The organism is Nonomuraea sp. NEAU-A123 (assembly GCF_018603905.1).
Lineage (GTDB): Bacteria > Actinomycetota > Actinomycetes > Streptosporangiales > Streptosporangiaceae > Nonomuraea.
This window is the reverse complement of record NZ_JAHFZZ010000005.1, coordinates 619,980-636,936: the sequence shown is the minus strand read 5'-3', so window position 1 is coordinate 636,936 and position 16,957 is coordinate 619,980. Positions and strand designations below refer to the sequence as shown.

The window sequence follows — 16,957 nt, the reverse complement described above, 5'->3', positions numbered from 1 at the left end:
GCGCGGGTATCGCCTGTTACGCCTGTGCCATGCGGCTCGGCCTCATCGTCGTGTCGGCCTGCTGCGCGTTTCACGCTCGCGGCGGACGGTCGGTCTCCTTCCCTTGATCGTGGCCTGCCGGAGGGCCGCGATCACCTCGTTGGCCGCGGCCTGCGGCACCTCCACCAGCGAGAACCGGTCGGCGATCTCGATCGCGCCGATGTCGCGTCCGCTCAGGCTCGACTCGCCGGCTATCGCGCCGACCAGGTCCTGTGGCCGGATGCCCGCGCTGCGCCCCACGCTGAAGAACAGCCGCACCATTCCACCCGCCGGGGCGCGACCGTACCGCGCGCCGTCCGGGCCGGCGTCCCGGGGCTCACGCCGCTTCTCCACGCTCCGCGGGGCCACCTCGGGAATCTCCTGCTCGTCCAGCGCGGCCCCACTGGCCTGGTGCGCCAGCTTGACGGCGGCGAGCGCCACTTCCATGAGGTCGAACTCATCGGTGAGCGACTCGACCACGACGTGGAAGGACTCCAGGTCGTCCTGCAGGAGGCATTCCTCCAGCGCGGACCGGGTCAGTTCCATCCGGCGCGCCTGCAGGTCGGCGACGGTCGGCAGCCGCTCCACCGAAATCCGCTGCTTGGTCACCCGCTCGATCGCCTTGAGCATGCGGTGCTCGCGTGGCTCCACCAGGGTCAGAGCCACCCCCTCGCGGCCGGCGCGGCCCACCCTGCCGATGCGGTGGACGTACGCCTCGGGCGCGGACGGGACGTTGTAGTTGACGACGTGCGTGAGCTGTTCGATGTCGAGGCCTCGCGCGGCCACGTCGGTCGCGATGAGCAGGTCGGCGGTCCCGGCCCGCAGCCGTGACATCACGCGGTCGCGTTGCTCCTGCTCCATCCCACCGTGCAGCGCCTCGGCACGGTGTCCACGCCCGTTCATGGTCTCCGTGAGCTGGTCGACCTCGTCACGGGTGCGGCAGAAAATGATCGCGGCCGCCGGTGCCTCGATGTCGAGCAGCCGGCCGAGCGCCGCGGGCTTGTGCGCCCTGGCGACCAGGTACGCGCTCTGCTCCACCAACGGCGTGGCCTCGCGCCCCTCCGCCGTCGCATGCCCCATTTCCAGCCGGACCGGGTCGTGCAGGTGGCGGCGGGCGATCCCATCGATGCGCGGCGGAAGCGTCGCCGAGAACAGCACGGTCTGGCGGTCCTCCGGAGTCTCGGCGAGAATCGCCTCGATGTCGTCGGCGAACCCCATGTCGAGCATCTCGTCCGCCTCGTCCAGCACGACCGTGCGCAGACCCCGCAGGTCGAGCGATCCCCGGCCGATGAGGTCGAGGGCCCGTCCCGGTGTCGCGACCACGACGTCCACGCCGCGCTTTAGCGCCTGCAACTGCCGGACGATGGGCGCTCCGCCGTAGACCGGCAAGACCCGGGTCCCGAGCGTGCGGCCATACCGATGGAACGCCTCCGAGACCTGAATGGCCAGCTCACGTGTGGGCACAAGCACCAGCGTCACCGGCCCGGCATTGTCACCGGGGTGGGACATGCGCTGAAGCACGGGCAACGCGAACGCCGCGGTCTTCCCCGTGCCCGTCGCCGCCTGCCCGAGCAGATCACGCCCCGCCACCAACGGGGGAATCGCCTCTCCTTGGATCGGAGTGGGCTCCTCGTAACCCAGAGCGGACAGCACATCCAGGAGCTCAGATCGGAGCCCCAGATCGGCGAAGGTTGCCTCGCCGCCGGTTGCGTTCATGGTCATCGCCGACTCCTCACGAACTTCCACATTTACTTTGATATCCCCGCCGCCGGTCCTCTCCTGGGAAGGGCCTCGATGCACCCAAACCCCTCCCCCGCCGACGACAGGCCAGAACGGGAGCATAAGGGGTGCGGACTCATCCCCGCCCAGCACGGCAGTCGTCGCCGTCCCACCGAGGGCGATATCGCAGCTCTATCCTTGCAAAGGGCCGGGAAACATCTTGAGGCGGCCTTCGAAAACGTGTCCGCGATGAGTACAAGGCTTAATCGCCTCAAGACTCACCACACGTCGACGTCCACGCCGATCGCGACGGTCCGCAGGGCGCTGAGCGCGACCCAGGTGCGGGCGTTGCCGTCCAGGCCGAATTTGCCGGGCTCGCCCGTCCACGGCAGCAGGTCGAGCACGGCGCTGATGTGGCCGCACTCCGCCGCGTTCCGGGCCACCTGGGCTGATTCGCGGCGCTTCGCCGCCTTGGAGAGTTTGACGAGCCTGGCGTGCTGGGCGGCGAGATCGGTCAACTGGCCGTAGGTCGGGCCGGTGGGCCTGCCCTCGGCCGCGATCCGTTCGGCCACGGGCAGGTCGTCCCGCACCGAGGCCCAGTTGATCTCGCCCCAGAGCCGGAGCAGATCCGGCTGCCCGTAGACGGTGAGCGCGCGGGCTGCCGTCCAGGCGTCGAACCAGCGCACCCCATTGGCGTGCGGCTTCTCGGGGTCCTTCGGCTCGCTGCGCTCCCCGATCAACTCGCGCACCAGCTCGGTCTCGCCCCGCCTGAGCAGGCAGACCAGCCAGGGCACGCCCTGGTTCCAGCCCCTCGGAGTGCCCACGCCCTCGTCCAGCACGACGCGGGCCTCCTGCTCCCGGCCGCACTCGGTGAGCGCCCAGACCAGCGGCAGGCGGACGTCCCAGTTCGAACGGTGGGCGTCGGCGGCCTCGCGCGCAGAGGCGAACCACTGCTCGGAGCGTTCATGCCGCCCCAGGACCGCGCAGGCCCCGGCGACCGCCGCCATGTCCGCCGCGTCGCACCCGTCCGCGAGATCGTTGTCGGCGTAGGGGAAGACCGCGGCGGCCTCGGCGCCGAAACCGGCCGCGCCGAGCGCGAGCGCGATCCGCGCGAGGTGTCCGAGACGTCGCGGGTGTTCTGGCATCGCGAGGGCCAGTTCGCGGGCTTCGGCGGCCTCGCCCCGCCGGGCGCAGATCATCGCGAGTTGCTGGAGTGTGTTGACGATCCACTCCCCGTGGACGACCGAGTCATGAACGGTCAGGTCGACGAGAGTCCCCCGGACCACGGTGATCAGATCGGTGACGGTGGCGGTGTCGGGTGGCGGCCACGTCCCCGTCGCCTCTGCCGTACTGCCACGTCCCCGGAACGGCGCCAGCAGCCGCTCGGTCTCCGGCGAGGCCGCCCCCACTCCCGCGTGGGCGGGGTCGGGGAAGATTCTCCGCTCACCCCAGCGGAACGGCCAGGCGAAGCGGCGGGCGATGGACCAGCAGAGCCGACCGTCGAGATCGCCGTCCCGGCCCGGCCGCGCGATGACCGTGCCGTCCTCGAACGCCACCGCCCAGGTGTCCTCGTCCAGCGCGAACGTCGGGTTGAGCCGGAGCTGGTCGCCGAGGTCACGGCCGGTGAGGAAGAGCGGGCGACGGGCGGCCGGGGCGTGGTGGAAGGGATGGTCGGCCACGATCTCGCCGGTCTCGGGGCTCAGGAAGCGCACCGCGTGCGGGCCGATCGCGATCAGCACGTCGTCGGCGGGCCATTCCAGGCCGAAGCCGTGATCCCCGCTGATGCCGTCCAGGACGCGCGGCCGTTCGGGGCGTTCACCGAGCGACCAGATCTCGATCCGCCCGTCGGCGGTGACACAGGCGGCCCGCTCACCGTCCGGCGACCAGGCCCACGACCGGGCGTCCCAGCCGCGCGGGTTGGAGGTGGCCGCCGATACGTTCAGGTCGTGCCGGTGCTCGCCGGCCGTCGCGTCGATGATCCCGACGATCCCGGCCGCCGGGTCCACCACCGCCAGCCGGCCGCCCGGCCCCCAGCACAGGACGTCGGCGCCCGGGTAGCCCGGAAGCTCCGCCGTCGTCTCACCTGTCAGCGCGTCGGCGATGATGAGCTTTCCGTCGCGCTGGCGGGCCAGGAGTCGTTCGTCCAGGCTCCACTCGGGCGGCGCCGAGTCCTGCTCCTCTTCCAGGCCCAGAATCCAGGTGATCTGCCGTTTCTCCACATCGAGCGAGATCGCCGCGTACTCGTCCGTCGCCTCTCCGTAGACACGGGAGCCGTCGCGCGACCAGAACGCCCGGCTGAGGATGAGCTCGGGCTCGTCGCTCCGGGTCTGGGCCGACGGTCCGCTGAACTCGATCGGCTCCGTCCCCTCCTGGTTAGCGTCCGGTGGCCCGGTGACCGAGCCCTGGTGCATCGCCACGATGACATTGCGCAGGAAGTCCGACTCGCCTCCGTAGACGAACGCGCGCCTGCCCTCGGGGGCGAAGGCCATGCCCAACGGTCTGCCGGAGGCGAGGAAGAACGCGCCCGCGATCGGCTCGTGGGCGGTGCCGAACGGGTCCCACACGCCGGTCGCGTTGGTGTTGTACTCCAGCGCGATGCGCCTGCCATCCGCCGACCATTGAAGGCTGCGTGTGTAGTCCGGGAAGCCGATGCCGCCCATGATGCCGTCGATCGCGTGGACGCAGCGGCCGGTGGCGACCTCGAAGAGCTGCAGGACACCGCCGCGGTCGTAGTCGTCGCCGGGCCGGCTGCCGACCGCGAGGTGGCGGCCGTCCGGGCTGAGCGCGTGGCCGTTCAACCGGCCGTGGTGCACGTCGGAGTGGCGCAGCAGCGCGCCCGCGTCGCGGAGCCGGGCGGTCGCGAGGCGATGCGCGCCGGTGACGCCGTGGACCTGCTCCAGAGCCTGGAGGGCGTCCCGCAGCGGCACGGCGTCGCGCTCCGGGGTGAACGCGGACCAGTCGGCGTTCTTGAGGGTGTCGAGGGCCTCGTCGGGGCCTATCCGCTCGTCCGGGATGCCGGTGAACGGCGGGGACGGCGGCGGAGTGCCGGGCTCCCGGCCTTCGAGCACGGCCGCCAGCGCGTCCTCGTCGTAGATCGGAACGCCGCGTACCGCCGCCGGACCCGCCTTGGCCCCCGAGTGCGTCCCGGCGAAGACCAGGTCGGTCTTCGCCGAGACCGAAGCGGTCACCTTCGCGCCCAACGCCTCCAGGCCGCGCTTGGCCTCATCCTTCGAGAGCCGGCCGAACCGCCCGGCCAGCACGATCTGGCTGCCACTGATGATCATGCCAAGCGACCGTAGTGGAGATGACCGACATTTCGCCTCTTGTTCGGCGGTTATGCCGCCCGCACGGCGGTTCTTGCCGCGGAGCTCGCCTTCTACCGGCCGATATTCTGCCCGCCATGATCGTGCATCCCGAGCGCCTGGAGCGCGGGCATCCGTTCCGGCAGTGGAAGACGTGGAAGCTGCCCGGGACCCAGCTGACCCTTACCGGCTATTCGCGCGCCAACGACAAGACGTTCTTCCACGTCCCCGAGCTGAAGCTCGCCCTCGACGCGGGGCTGGCCGAGGGCCGTCAGGTCGACACGGTGCTGCTGACGCATACGCATCTGGACCACTCCAAGGATCTCGACTTCCTGGCGACGCGATCGACCGGAGTCGACATCTACGTGCCCGATGAGGCGTTACCGTACGTGCGCGACTACCTGCGCGCCACGACCGAGCTGAACCAGGTGGCCGCCTTCGACCCGGCTCTCGCGGCGGGGGCCCGGGTGCACGGCGTACGGCCGGGTGCGGAGTTCCGCTTCGGCAAGCACGGCTCCCACACGGTCCGGGTCCTGGAGTCCGAGCACAAGGTGCCCAGCGTCGGTTACTGCGTCGCGGAGAACCGGCGAGCCCTCATGCCCGAGATCGAGGAGCTCAAGGCGACGCTCGGCGCCGCCGAGTTCGGCCGGCTGATCGCGGACAGGCGCAAGCGGGGCATCGCGGTGGACCGGCAGGTCCAGCGGCCGTTGTTCGCCTACCTCGGCGACACGCACGCGAGCGCGCTCGGGCGCAGCCCCGGGCTCTTCGACCATCCGGTGATCATCACCGAGTGCACGTATCTGGACGACGCCGAGCTCGATCGAGCGCGGCGCGTCGGCCACACGGTGTGGAGCGAGCTCAGGCCGTTCGTCGTGGCGCACCCGGACAACCTCTTCGTCCTCACCCATTTCAGCCTGCGCTACTCGGATCAGGAGGTTCTCGCCTTCTTCGAGCGGGAAGGCGTGACCAATGTGCTGGTGTGGGCCCATTCTGAGAGCTACCTGCCGGAGCAGCATCAGCACGGATGCGCCGCCGCATGCTGGTAGTCGTACCAGTCGAAGCTCGCGGTGCCGTCCGTGACGTACAGCGCCGTCCATCACGCTCCGGTGCCGATCACCGACGCGGCGCCGTCCGCCCTCACGTCGCTGGCTGCGGCCAGTCCCCCGCGACCGAGCCGGGCCACCTGGACGTGGCCCGCGTCGTCATGGAGCGCGGGCAGTTCGGCGAGCGCGAGGCCGAGGTCGCGGGCCGTGGTCGCCAGGGCGTCCGCATCGGGTACGCCGGGTTCGAGCACCAGGGTCGGGTCGTCAAGGCCGAGGTCGCGTGAGCCGATCACCCACCGGGGACGGGCGAGGAGGGCGGACAGGTTACGCGCGGCCGCCACGTCGCCGGCCACCTGGGCCAGGATCCAGGGCTGTGCCCTGCCGCCCTGGCAGCCGAGCGCCACGACGTTGTCGGCGCTGGTGCCGAGAACGGGGCAGAGCGTGTGCGGCGGCCTCGCTCCCGGGCGCGCGACGCCGGGGTGGCCCGGCACCAGGCTGAAGGCAGAGCCGCGGTTGTGCAGCACCACCCCGGTGGACGGCTCCAGCAGGCCCGAGCCGAAACTCTGGAACACGCTCTGGATCAACGTGACCGCGCTGCCGTCCGCGGCCACGGCAGTGATCGCCACCGTGTCCCCGGCAGGTTTCGGTCCTGAGGGTAGGCGGTCGACGGTGCGTTCCGTGTCGAGGAGCAGCAGCCCGTCCAGGTCCACCGGGCCCATCCTCGGGTCGCCGAGCAGCGCGTCCCTGCGCGATTCGGCAGTGCGAGCCGCCGCGAGCAGCCTCTGCCCACGCCACCGGGTCGCGTCCGGGTGCGCGGTCGTCGCAGTGACATCCGGACGTGCACCCATCGCGGTCGTCGCGGTGAGATCCGGGTGCGCGTCCATTGCGGTGAGGACGGCGAGCAGTGAGGCGCCTTGGCTCGGCGGCGGGGCCGCCCACCACGTCATGCCGCCGGCTTCGCGCCGCAGCGGCTCGCACTCCTCGGCCCGGTGGGCGGCGAAGTCGCTCGCCCGCAGCGGGGAGCCCAGCTTGCGCAAGCCGCTGACCAGGCGATTCGCGATCTCGCCGGTGTAGAAGGAGCGCCAGTCCGCGGCTACCGCCTCCAGGGTCGCGGCCAGGGCGGGTTGCCGGAGGGCGGCACCGGACGGCAGCGGGGCGCCGTCCGCGCCGAGCAGGAGTGCGGACAGGCCCGGGTCGGCCCTGACGACGTCGAGCCTGGCTCGTATGGCTCTGGCCAGGCCGTCGCTCACCGCCACGCCGTCGCGGGCGAGCGCGACCGCCGGTGCCAGTACCCGGTCGAGCGGCAGGTGTCCGCCCAGGTCCGCCAGCGCCGCCCAGCCGGCGACAACCCCGGGAACGGTCACGGTCAGCGGGCCGCCCGGCGGCATGCGCGGCGAGGTGGCGCGCAGCGCCGCCACGTCGATCGACTGGGCGGCGGCGCCCATCGACAGCACGGCCCGCACCGTGCCGTCCGGGGTCCGTATCAGCGCCACCAGGTCGCCGCCTATCGAGCATTGGTGGGGGTAGGCGACGGTCAGTGCCACCGCCGCGGCCAGCGCCGCGTCCACCACCCCGCCCCCGGCCGCGACAATCTCCCGCGCCGCCGCCACGCCCGCCCGGTGCGGCGCCGCGATGGCGATCCCCCCACCCGCCTGATGCGGCATGGTGACCGGCCTCTCCTGGCTAGCCCGCGTCGCCGTCGACTCCGGTCGATCCGGCCTCTCCATACGTGCCTGCGTCTCCGCCAGCCCCGGTCGATCCCGGCTTGCCCGCATTCCCGTCAGCTCCGGTCGATGAGGATCGCGCGGGCGAACGACCCGTCCGCGCCGACCAGCTTGGCCGGCAGGCACACCAGCTCGTACGCCCCCGCCCCCACCTGGTCGAGGTCCGCGTTCTCCAGGATCAGCACGCCGGCGCCGAGCAGGGCGTGGTGGGCGTCCCAGGTGTCGGTTCGGTGGTGGCTCTCGATCGTCAGGTAGTCGATGCCGACCAGCTCCACGCCTTGGTCGATCAGCCAACCGGCCGCCTCGGGAGACAGGCCCACCCAGTGCGGCGCCCGCTCGGTCTCCTTCAGGGGGCCCGCCGAGTTGGACGTCTTCAGCAGCACCCGCCGCTGCCCGGCCACGCCCGCCGCCTCCAGATGAGCGACCTCGACGTCGCCTGCCACGTGGGTCAGGTCCACCACCACGGCCGGGCCGACGAGCGTCTGCAGCGAGACCTCGTCGATGGGCGTGGCGCCGTCGATGAAATGTGCGGGCGCGTCCACATGCGTGCCGGTGTGGGCGCCGAGCCGCCACCGGGTGACGTTCGAGGCGTCGCCGTTGGCCACCGACTCCACCACCTCGACCTCGGGCTTGCGGCCCCAATGCAGCATCCGGGGGTGGATGGGCAGCGTGATGTCGTAGATCTTCATTTCGTTGATCGTCATTTCGTTGATCGTCACTTCGTGTCTCCCGGTCGGTGAGCGGGGTCGGGCCAGGGCTCGCGTACGGCGGCGGCGACGGCTCGCGCGGTCGTGAGCACGCACCGGTCGAACTCGGCGGCTCCGTGCAGCGCGTTCGCCTCGGCCACGTCGCGGCCCCACACTCCGGTCTCGCTGACCTGGTCCATCCGGTAGTCCCAGAAGGAGTCCACGTCGACGTGGGAGGTCACCCGGTCCATCCGGACCAGTTCCGGATGCAGGTGCAGCATGACGGAGGTCTCGAAGTAGTTGGCGTGCATCAGGCCCCGGCCGTACTGAACGTGACCGTCCACCTCGGGACCGGGATACATGGTGACGTACCCGAGCGCTCTGACCCGAGCGTCGCGGTGCCGTACGCGTAGCTTCTCCGCGGACACGTCGAGCGAGCCGTTGTTCCAAATATGGCCGTTGAGCAGCACGAACTGGCGGATGCCCGAGGCGTGCAGCGAGTCGATGACGTCCTCGACGACGGCGATCAGCGTCTCGGGCCGCAGCGCCACCGTGCCGGCGAAGTCGCCGTGCGAGGCCGAGACGCCGAAGGCCAGCGGCGGGACGACGGGCACGCCTGTCAGGGCGGAGACGCCGAGCGCGACCGACTGGCAGATCAGCGTGTCGACGGCGAGCGGCAGGTGCGGGCCGTGCTGCTCGGTCGCGCCGACCGGGATGATCACGGCGTCCAGTCCGGCCGCGGTGGACCCCGCCTCCGGCCAGGTCAGCTCCTCCCAGAGCACCGGGTCGCCGGTGCCGCCGAGCTCGGCGGTGAGTGCGGGTACGTCCAGGCCGATGGGCGGTGCGGTCACGTGTTTCCTCTCCTCTGCGGCGACTCTGGGGTCACCCTTGGGGTCGCCATCTGCGGTGACTCCGGGGTCACCATGCGCGGCGGCTCTTCTCCGGTAGCAGGTCCAGCGCGCCCATCGCGGTCACGGTCTCCCCCGCCGTGATCCAGACGGTGGCGTCGGGGCTGTAGTCGCTGATCAGCTCCCTGCACACGCCGCATGGGGCGATGATCCTGAACTGTCCCGCGGGCTTGATCTGCACGGACACGACGCTCTCCACCCGCAGCGGCGTGTCCGGGTCGAGCCCGGCGCGGGCCGTGCCCAGGGCCACGCCCTCCGCGCAGATCGAGCTGCGCCGGCAGGAGCCCTCGACGTGCACGCCGCTGTAGACGGCGCCGTCCACGGTACGCAGCGCCGTGGCCACCTCGTGCCTGCCGTGCTGCCACACCCGGCCGAGCAGCCGCTGCGCCAGTTCGAGCAGTTCCACGTCCGGCGGGGCCATGGTGGCGGGCGGGGTCACGGGCCGCACCGAGCCGGCGCTCACGTGCCGGCCCCGGGAGTCATGCGCCGCGTCCGGTCCGCGCTCACGTGCCCAGCCCCAGCAGCCTGGCCATGTTGCCGCCTTCCACCAGCGCCCGGTCCTTCTCGTCCGGGATAGCCTTGGCGATCTTCATGCGTTCAAGGTCGAAGTCGGAGCCCGGCCACTCGCTGCCCATCAGGATCTTCTCCGGGCCCAGCCGGGCGTAGGCCCGCTTCACGTCGCTCATCAGCGTGGCCGAGGTCTCCAGGTAGACGTGCGGCCGGCGCTCCGCGACGATGATCGCCTCCGGTACGTTCCACACCGCGCCCATGTGGGCGATGATCGTCGGTACGCCGGGATGCTCGCGGGCGATCTCCTCGATGGCCAGCGGCGCGCAGAAGGCGTCGTCCAGGGCGTTGATCAGCACGATCAGGCCGCGCCGCGCGCACGCCTCGAACACCGGGTCGAGCAGGCCATGGTCGGCGACGTGGTAGCCGTGCAGGCTCGGGTGCAGCTTGAGACCGGGCAGCCCGGCGTCGGCGATCCGGTCGATCTCGTCGAGTACGTCGTCGGCCTGGGGCAGCACCTGGCCGAAGCCGAACAGGCGGTCCGGGTGCGCCTTGGTCAGGCCGATGATGAAGTCGTTCTCGATGCGCTGGGCGAGCGAGCAGACCATCGCCATGTCGACGCCGGCCGCGTCCATCCGGTCGAGGATCCGCCGCGGGTCGAAGGGCACGTGCGGCGGCGGGGCCTGGCCGGGGCGGGCGCCGGTCAGGTAGTCGGACCTGCCGCGCACGTCCTGCGTGGTGTTGTACGCGTCAATGATCAACTGTCGGCCTCTTTCACTAGGTGGCAGCGGACGCTGCGTCCCGGTCCGATCTCGCGTAGCTCCGGCCGGCTGGTCCGGCATCGCTCCACGACGTCGCGGCAGCGGGTGCTGAACAGACATCCGCCAGGCGGGTTCGCCGGGTCCGGCAGGTCCCCCTCCAGCACGATCCGCTCCCGCCGGCCGCCGGCGCGCAGAGCCGGCACGGACGACAACAGGGCCTGGCTGTAGGGATGCAGGGGGGCGGCGAAGAAGTCGTCTCTGGCGGCGATCTCGATGATCTCCCCCAGGTACATGACCGCGACCCGGTCGGCGATGTGCCGTACCACGCCCAGGTCGTGGGAGATGAACAGCATCGTCAGCCCGCGGTCGCGTACGAGGTCCGACAGCAGGTTGACGACCTGCGCCTGGATGGACACGTCCAGCGCCGAGACCGGCTCGTCGGCCACCACGAACTGCGGGGAGGAGGCCAGGGCGCGGGCGATGCCGATCCGCTGCCGCTGGCCGCCGGAGAACTCACCGGGGCGGCGCAGCCCCGCCTCCCCGCCCAGGCCGACCAGGTCGAGCAGGTCACCGGCCACGGCGGCCGCCTCGGCGCGGGTCGCGCCGCGGGCCCGCAGCAGCGGCTCGGCGACGATGTCGGCGACCCGCCGGCGCGGGTTCAGCGAGCCGAAGGGGTCCTGGAACACCATCTGCAGGTCGGCTCTGATCCGCCGGAAGGCCCGGCCGCGCAGCCGGGTGATGTCCAGCCCGAGGAACTCGATGCGTCCCGCGGCCGGTTCGAGCACCCGCAGCAGCGCCCGCCCGAGCGTGGACTTGCCGCAGCCGGACTCGCCGACCAGTCCCAGCGTCTCCCCCTCGAAGATGTCCAGATCGACGTCCCTGAGCGCCCGGACCTTCCCACCGGACCGCCCCGGATACTCCACCCGCAGGCCCTCGGCCCTGATCAGCGGCACTGTCACGATCGGCTCCCCTCAGGGCGCGCAGCCGCCCGCGCGGGCTCGTCCAGCACGCAGGCGTCCAGGTGGCCGGGCCCGCCGAACCGCCGCGTCAGGGCAGGCCGCTCGGCGCACGCGTCGTGCGCGAACGCGCACCTCGGCGCGAAGGCGCAGCCGGCCGGCCGGTCGATCCCGGTCAGCGGGCTGCCGGGGATGGCGGGCAGCCGCGCGGCGATCGGCCCGTCGACGGGCGGCACCGAGGCCAGCAGACCCATCGTGTACGGGTGCTGCGGCGCGAACAGCACCTCCTCGCGGGTGCCCTGTTCGACGATCGCGCCCGCGTACATCACCGCGACCCGGTCGGCGACCTCGGCGACCACGCCCAGGTCGTGCGTGATGAGGATGATCGACGTCCCGTGGTCGGCGCGCAGCCGCTCGAGCACCCCCAGGACCTGCGCCTGGATCGTGACGTCCAGCGCGGTCGTGGGCTCGTCGGCAATGAGCACGGCCGGGTCGTTGGCCAGGCCCATCGCGATCATCACCCGTTGCCGCATGCCGCCGGAGAGCTGGTGCGGGTAGGCCTTGGCGTTCTCGCGCGGGCTCGCGATGCCGACCTCGCCGAGCAGTGCGACCGAGCGGTCCCAGGCCGCCGCGCGTGAGACGTCGCGGTGCGTCCGGATCATCTCGGCGACCTGCGCGCCTGCCCGGTGCAGCGGGTTCAGGGCGGCGAGCGCGTCCTGGAAGACCACCGTGATGTCCTTGCCGCGTACCAGGCGCAGCTCGGATTCCGGCGCCTCGACGAGGTTGCGGCCGCCGAAGGACACCTCGCCGCTGATGTGCGTGCGCGGGCCCCGGTTGAGGCCCACCAGGCTCATCGACAGCGCCGACTTGCCCGAGCCCGACTCGCCCACCAGCGCGAGGATCTCCCCCCGGCGCAGTGTCAGGTCCACCCCGGCGACGGCCGGCAGCCTGCCGCCCGGCAGGTCGAACTCGACCCGCAGACCGCGTACCTCCAGAACGGGGTCGGTCACGGCGACACTGCGGCGACCGCCGCCACGATCATGGTAGCCACGCGCTCCGCGTGGACGAGCGTCGTGTAGTGGCTGCCCGGCACCCGTTCCAGGGTCGCGCCCATCCGCTCGGCCATGTCGGCCTGGATCTCCGGGCGTAGCGTACGGTCCTGCTCGGCGAGCAGGTACCAGCTCGGCAGCGTCCGCCAGGCGGGTACGCCGGTCGCCTGTTTGAAGATCAGGTCCTCGGCGGCGCGGCCCTCCGCCTTGACGATCACGCGCTGCTCCGGTGACAGGTCCGGGCCGATCTCCGCCCAGAACTCCTCGCTCGGCTCGGACTTCCAGTCGCCGTTCGCGCCGCGCCGCATGTACTTGGAGATCTCCGCGGGTTCGTAGCGCTCCACGATCCCGGTCACCGACTCACCCTCGTCGGGGGCGAAGGCCGCGATGTAGACCAGGCCGCGTACTCTCGGGTGCCGTCCGACGTTGGTGATGACCGCGCCGCCGTAGGAGTGGCCGGCCAGCAGTACCGGCCCTGATGTGGCCTCGACCGCCGCGAGGGTGTTGGCGACGTCGTCCTCCAGTGACGTCATGGGATTGGTCACTGTGACCACGTGGTGGCCCAGTGCGGCCAGCAGCGGCGCCACCGCGGACCACGTGGTCGGGCGACCTCCCGCGCCGTGCACCAAAACGATCTCCAAGGGTCATCCTTTCCTCAGACGCGGGTCCAGGACCAGGTAGAACAGGTCCACCGCGACGTTGACCAGAGTGAAGAGCAGGGCGATGGCCAGTGCGGCGCCCTGCACGACGGGGTAGTCGCGCTGCAGCACGCCCTTCACGAGCAGGCTCCCGACCCCGGGATAGGAGAAGACCGTCTCGGTGATGACCGAGCCGCCGAGCAGCGAGCCGAACTGCAGGCCCAGCACGGTCACGATGGGCAGCCAGGAGTTACGCAGCACGTGCCGCCGCACCACCGCGCCCTCGGCCAGGCCCTTCATCCGCGCGGTCCTGACGAAGTCGTCACCGAGCACCTCCAGCACCGAGGCGCGCACGATGCGGGTGATGAACCCGGCCATCGAGAGGGCCAGCGTGGTGGCCGGCAGGATCAGGTACCGCAGCCACGGCAGCACCAACTCGGGACGGTCCTGCAGGATCGCGTCGAGCAGCACGAAGTTCGTGGTCGGGTGGTAGTCGAGCGCGTTCGGCAGCCGGCCGATGACCGGTAGCCAGCGCAGCCACACCCCGAACACCACGACACCGAGCACGCCCAGCGCGAACCAGGGCAGTGAGAAGCTCACCGTCGCCACCGTCCTGGCCGAGGCGTCGATCCAGGTGCCCTTGCGCAGCGCGGCGACCACGCCGCTGACCACGCCCAGCAGCACCGCGATGGCCATCGCCAGCAGGGTCAGCTCGATGGTGGCCGGCAGCGCCCCGGCCAGCAGGCCGAGCACGCTGTTCGAGCCGTAGAAGGACGAGCCGAGGTCGAGCCTTACCAGATCGCCGAGAAAGCGCAGGTACTGCGTGAGGATCGGCTGGTCGAGCCCGAGCGCCTGGCTGACGCGGGCCTGGTTCGCCGACAGCTCCGCGGCCGTCAGCGTCTGCCCGCCGCCCGCGGACAGCGCGGTCGCGGGAGAGCCAGGCAGCAGCCGCATCGCCAGGAACACCGCCGTGCTCAGCGCGAGCAGGACCACCGGCACGGCCAGGAGCCTGCGCGCCACCAGGACGGCCGGCCTCGACCGCCGCATCACACGAGCCCGTCGCGCAGGTCGTCGCCGGCGAAGTTGCAGGCGACGACGAGCACCAGGGTGAGCGCGGCGGGCAGCACGACCAGCCGCGGCGCGCTGAACAGGAACTCCTGCCCGGCCTGCACCATGTAGCCCCAGTCCGGGGTGGGCGGCTGGATGCCCAGGCCGAGGTAGGACAGGCCGGCGGCGTACCCGGCGGCGACCGACAGGGTCATGACGACCTGCGCGAGCATGGGCCCGGCGATGTTCGGCAGGATCTCCCGCACCATGACGCGGGGCGCGCGGGTGCCGCCGAGCCTGGCGGCGACCACGTAGTCGCGGGCCGCCTCGCGCGCGCTGAGCGCCCTGGCGAGCCGGGCCAGGCCCGGCGCGAGCGAGACGCCGATCGCGCTCACCAGGCTCACGGTGCCCGGCCCGGCCGCGGCGACCACCAGGATGACCAGCAGGATCGACGGGAAGGCCAGCGCGAAGTCGACGAACCGCATGACCGCGCCCTCGGTCCGGCCGCCCGCGAACCCGGCGACCAGCCCGATCCCGGTGCCGAACACGGCGGCCACCGCGGTGGCGAGGAAGGCCACCGACAGCAGCGGGCGCGCCCCGTACACCAGCCTGGCCAGCTCGTCGCGGCCCAGGTCGTCGGTGCCGAGCAGGTGGCCCGGCGTGCCGATCGGCAGCAGCGTCTGGTTCGTCTGGCGTACCGGATCCGCGCTGACCAGCAGCGGCCCGGCCAGGGCGACCAGCACCAGCGCGGCCAGCACCAGCCAGGGGATCGCGGCCGGCCAGGACCGGGCGAAGGCGCGCGCCCGCCACCGCCGGCCCAGGACGGCGGGCTCAGACACCCGCCCGCTCCATGAAGCAGCGGTGGTTGGACAGCGCCTTGACGTTCATGCCCTTGACCTTCGCGTTGCTGACCACGAGGTTCGTGGAGTAGGCGAGCATGGACAGCACCATGTAGTCCTCGGCCCAGCGGCGCTGGATCTTGGAGTAGGCGCCGGTCCGCTCGGGGCCGTCCGGCAGGTTCTTCGCCTCGAACAGCTCCTTGGCGAGCGTGTCCGCGCCGTCCAGGGTGTCCATCCCCGACAGGACGCTGCCGTACAGGCCGGCCGGGTTGGCCATCGAGCCGACCATGTTGTCCGGGTCGGGGATGTAGGAGTTGCGCTCCCAGATCATCAGCTCGTGGAACTCGTCGCTCTTGTCCACCAGACGGCTGAAGTACGTCGACGGGTCCACCGAGTCGGTCTTCACCTTCAGGCCGATGTCGGTGAGGTTCTGGGCGATGATCTGCGCGGCCTTGGGGTGCCAGGTGTCACTGGCGGCCATCAGCCGCACTTCGCGTCCCACCGCGCCCGCCTCCTGGAGAAGCCGCTTGGCCGTCGCCACGTCGTGCGTGCTGAGGTCGGCCAGGGCGGTGTCGTGGCCGTTCTGGGAGGGCGGGATGGCGTAGCCCACAGGTTCGGCGGCGACGCCGAAGAACGCCTGCGCCACGATCGCCGCCCGGTCGATGGCCAGGTTGATGGCCTTGCGTACCTTCACCTCGGGGATGCGCCGCGCGTCGATCATCATGATCGCGTCGAAGCCGAGCGGGGTGTTCTGGACGGTGACGGAGTCGTCCTGCTTCATCTGGCCGACCGCCGAGTACGGCGTGAACTGGGTCGCCGACAGGTCGCCGCTGAGCAGCGAGCTGACGATGGTCGAGGGATCCTGGACCTGGCGCAGCACCAGCCGGTCGATGGGCGGCTTGCCCAGCCGGAAGCCGGCGAAGGACTCCAGCGTGATGGACTGCCCGGCGGTCGCCGCCGAGTACTTGAAGGGGCCGGTGCCCACGAGGTTCTTGCCGATGTCGGCGCCGTACTTGGTGAGTGCGGCCTTGGAGATGATCCGCCCGCCGATGTCGGACAGGCGGGCGAGCACGGTGCGGTCCGGCTTCTTCAGCACCAGCTTGACCGTGCCCTCGTCCACGGCGGTCAGGGCCGCCACGTTCGCGCCGAGGCTGGCCAGCGGGCGGGTGGCGCCCTTGGGCAGCGTCTTGTCCTTCGGATCGAACTGGCGGCCGAGGCTGGCCAGCACGTCGGCGGAGGTGAGGGTGGTGCCGTCGTGGAAGGTCACGCCCTTGCGCAGCGCGAAGGTGTAGGTGAGCCCATCCTCGGAGACCTTCCAGCTCTCGGCCAGGTCGGGGGTGGGCTCGTTGGTTTCGAAGGAGATGAAGGTGAGGCCGCGGCAGATGCAGTCCACGGCCATCCAGTCGCCGAGCGAGGTGTAGAAGGCGGGGTCGATGACCGCGCTGGTGGCGTCGATGCCCAGCGTGAGCGTGCCGCCTGCGGCGCCGGTCGGCTGCCCCGCCGCGTCCTTGTTCTCGGCGGCGACGCCGCAGGCGCTGAGGAGTCCGGTCAGACCGAAACCGACGCCCACGCCGAGCAGGCCGGCGCCGCGCAGCAGCGTGCGGCGCGACACCTGCCGCTCGGCGAGGTCTGACCGGGACATGGTGTTCTGCGACTGATCCGACATGGGGAGGTCTCCTCGATTCCGCCGCTGTGCAGATGGATCTAATGTAGGGGAAATTGGATCCAAATACATCGTTTCGGGCTTCCGAATCAGCCAC

At 71.5% G+C, this 16,957-nt stretch carries 14 protein-coding genes; 1 reads left to right on the top strand and 13 read right to left on the bottom strand.

Features of this window, described 5'->3' with window-relative positions; translation table 11 throughout:
- Positions 1-42: 42 nt before the first annotated feature.
- The gene (locus tag KLK06_RS18690) at positions 43-1,740 is read right to left on the bottom strand and encodes a DEAD/DEAH box helicase (protein ID WP_214636744.1); all 1,698 of its coding nucleotides are present in this window, start codon (positions 1,738-1,740) and stop codon (positions 43-45) included.
- Positions 1,741-2,015: 275 nt separating this feature from the next.
- Positions 2,016-5,021 carry a WD40 repeat domain-containing protein gene (locus KLK06_RS18685; protein WP_214636743.1) on the bottom strand — a complete coding sequence of 1,002 codons (3,006 nt, stop codon included), beginning with the start codon at positions 5,019-5,021 and terminating at the stop codon, positions 2,016-2,018.
- Between the two features lie 116 nt (positions 5,022-5,137).
- Here KLK06_RS18685 and KLK06_RS18680 point away from each other — a divergent pair, with 116 nt between their 5' ends.
- The gene (locus KLK06_RS18680; protein WP_214636742.1) at positions 5,138-6,085 is read left to right on the top strand and encodes an MBL fold metallo-hydrolase; all 948 of its coding nucleotides are present in this window, start codon (positions 5,138-5,140) and stop codon (positions 6,083-6,085) included.
- Between the two features lie 50 nt (positions 6,086-6,135).
- Here KLK06_RS18680 and KLK06_RS18675 read toward each other — a convergent pair whose 3' ends face one another.
- From KLK06_RS18675 to KLK06_RS18625, 11 genes are all read right to left on the bottom strand, one after another.
- On the bottom strand, positions 6,136-7,746 hold the full coding sequence (locus KLK06_RS18675; RefSeq protein WP_214636741.1) for a gamma-glutamyltransferase: 1,611 nt from the start codon (positions 7,744-7,746) through the stop codon (positions 6,136-6,138).
- Between the two features lie 116 nt (positions 7,747-7,862).
- Positions 7,863-8,510 carry a cyclase family protein gene (locus KLK06_RS18670; protein WP_214636740.1) on the bottom strand — a complete coding sequence of 216 codons (648 nt, stop codon included), beginning with the start codon at positions 8,508-8,510 and terminating at the stop codon, positions 7,863-7,865.
- Between the two features lie 11 nt (positions 8,511-8,521).
- Complete coding sequence (locus tag KLK06_RS18665) at positions 8,522-9,343, bottom strand: creatininase family protein (protein WP_214636739.1); 822 nt, start codon at positions 9,341-9,343, stop codon at positions 8,522-8,524.
- A 67-nt stretch (positions 9,344-9,410) separates the two neighbouring features.
- Positions 9,411-9,839, bottom strand: coding sequence for a hypothetical protein (locus KLK06_RS18660; RefSeq protein ID WP_214636738.1), 429 nt, complete (start codon positions 9,837-9,839; stop codon positions 9,411-9,413).
- A 64-nt stretch (positions 9,840-9,903) separates the two neighbouring features.
- The gene (locus tag KLK06_RS18655; RefSeq protein WP_214636737.1) at positions 9,904-10,668 is read right to left on the bottom strand and encodes an amidohydrolase family protein; all 765 of its coding nucleotides are present in this window, start codon (positions 10,666-10,668) and stop codon (positions 9,904-9,906) included.
- Positions 10,665-11,627, bottom strand: coding sequence for an oligopeptide/dipeptide ABC transporter ATP-binding protein (locus KLK06_RS18650; RefSeq protein WP_308168321.1), 963 nt, complete (start codon positions 11,625-11,627; stop codon positions 10,665-10,667). Before KLK06_RS18650 ends, KLK06_RS18655 begins: the two co-directional genes overlap by 4 nt.
- Positions 11,624-12,634, bottom strand: coding sequence for an ABC transporter ATP-binding protein (locus KLK06_RS18645; RefSeq protein ID WP_214636736.1), 1,011 nt, complete (start codon positions 12,632-12,634; stop codon positions 11,624-11,626). Before KLK06_RS18645 ends, KLK06_RS18650 begins: the two co-directional genes overlap by 4 nt.
- A complete protein-coding gene (locus KLK06_RS18640) occupies positions 12,631-13,314 on the bottom strand; it encodes an alpha/beta fold hydrolase (RefSeq protein ID WP_214636735.1) in 684 nt (227 codons plus the stop codon). The genes KLK06_RS18645 and KLK06_RS18640 overlap by 4 nt, the downstream gene beginning before the upstream one ends.
- Before the next feature lie 3 nt (positions 13,315-13,317).
- Positions 13,318-14,358 carry an ABC transporter permease gene (locus KLK06_RS18635; RefSeq protein ID WP_214636734.1) on the bottom strand — a complete coding sequence of 347 codons (1,041 nt, stop codon included), beginning with the start codon at positions 14,356-14,358 and terminating at the stop codon, positions 13,318-13,320.
- Positions 14,358-15,197: an ABC transporter permease gene (locus KLK06_RS59960; RefSeq protein ID WP_214636733.1), complete on the bottom strand. Its 840-nt coding sequence runs from the start codon at positions 15,195-15,197 to the stop codon at positions 14,358-14,360. The genes KLK06_RS18635 and KLK06_RS59960 overlap by 1 nt, the downstream gene beginning before the upstream one ends.
- Positions 15,190-16,863 carry an ABC transporter substrate-binding protein gene (locus KLK06_RS18625; protein ID WP_214636732.1) on the bottom strand — a complete coding sequence of 558 codons (1,674 nt, stop codon included), beginning with the start codon at positions 16,861-16,863 and terminating at the stop codon, positions 15,190-15,192. The genes KLK06_RS59960 and KLK06_RS18625 overlap by 8 nt, the downstream gene beginning before the upstream one ends.
- Positions 16,864-16,957 lie beyond the last annotated feature (94 nt).

What these genes read in the sequence shown, in the direction of transcription:
- KLK06_RS18625 (WP_214636732.1), bottom strand. Translation starts at nt 16,863, where the DNA reads ATGTCGGATCAGTCGCAGAACACCATGTCCCGGTCAGACCTCGCCGAG.
- KLK06_RS18690 (WP_214636744.1), bottom strand. Translation starts at nt 1,740, where the DNA reads ATGACCATGAACGCAACCGGCGGCGAGGCAACCTTCGCCGATCTGGGG.
- KLK06_RS18680 (WP_214636742.1), top strand. Translation starts at nt 5,138, where the DNA reads ATGATCGTGCATCCCGAGCGCCTGGAGCGCGGGCATCCGTTCCGGCAG.
- KLK06_RS18685 (WP_214636743.1), bottom strand. Translation starts at nt 5,021, where the DNA reads ATGATCATCAGTGGCAGCCAGATCGTGCTGGCCGGGCGGTTCGGCCGG.
- KLK06_RS18635 (WP_214636734.1), bottom strand. Translation starts at nt 14,358, where the DNA reads ATGCGGCGGTCGAGGCCGGCCGTCCTGGTGGCGCGCAGGCTCCTGGCC.
- KLK06_RS18670 (WP_214636740.1), bottom strand. Translation starts at nt 8,510, where the DNA reads ATGACGATCAACGAAATGAAGATCTACGACATCACGCTGCCCATCCAC.
- KLK06_RS18675 (WP_214636741.1), bottom strand. Translation starts at nt 7,746, where the DNA reads ATGCCGCATCAGGCGGGTGGGGGGATCGCCATCGCGGCGCCGCACCGG.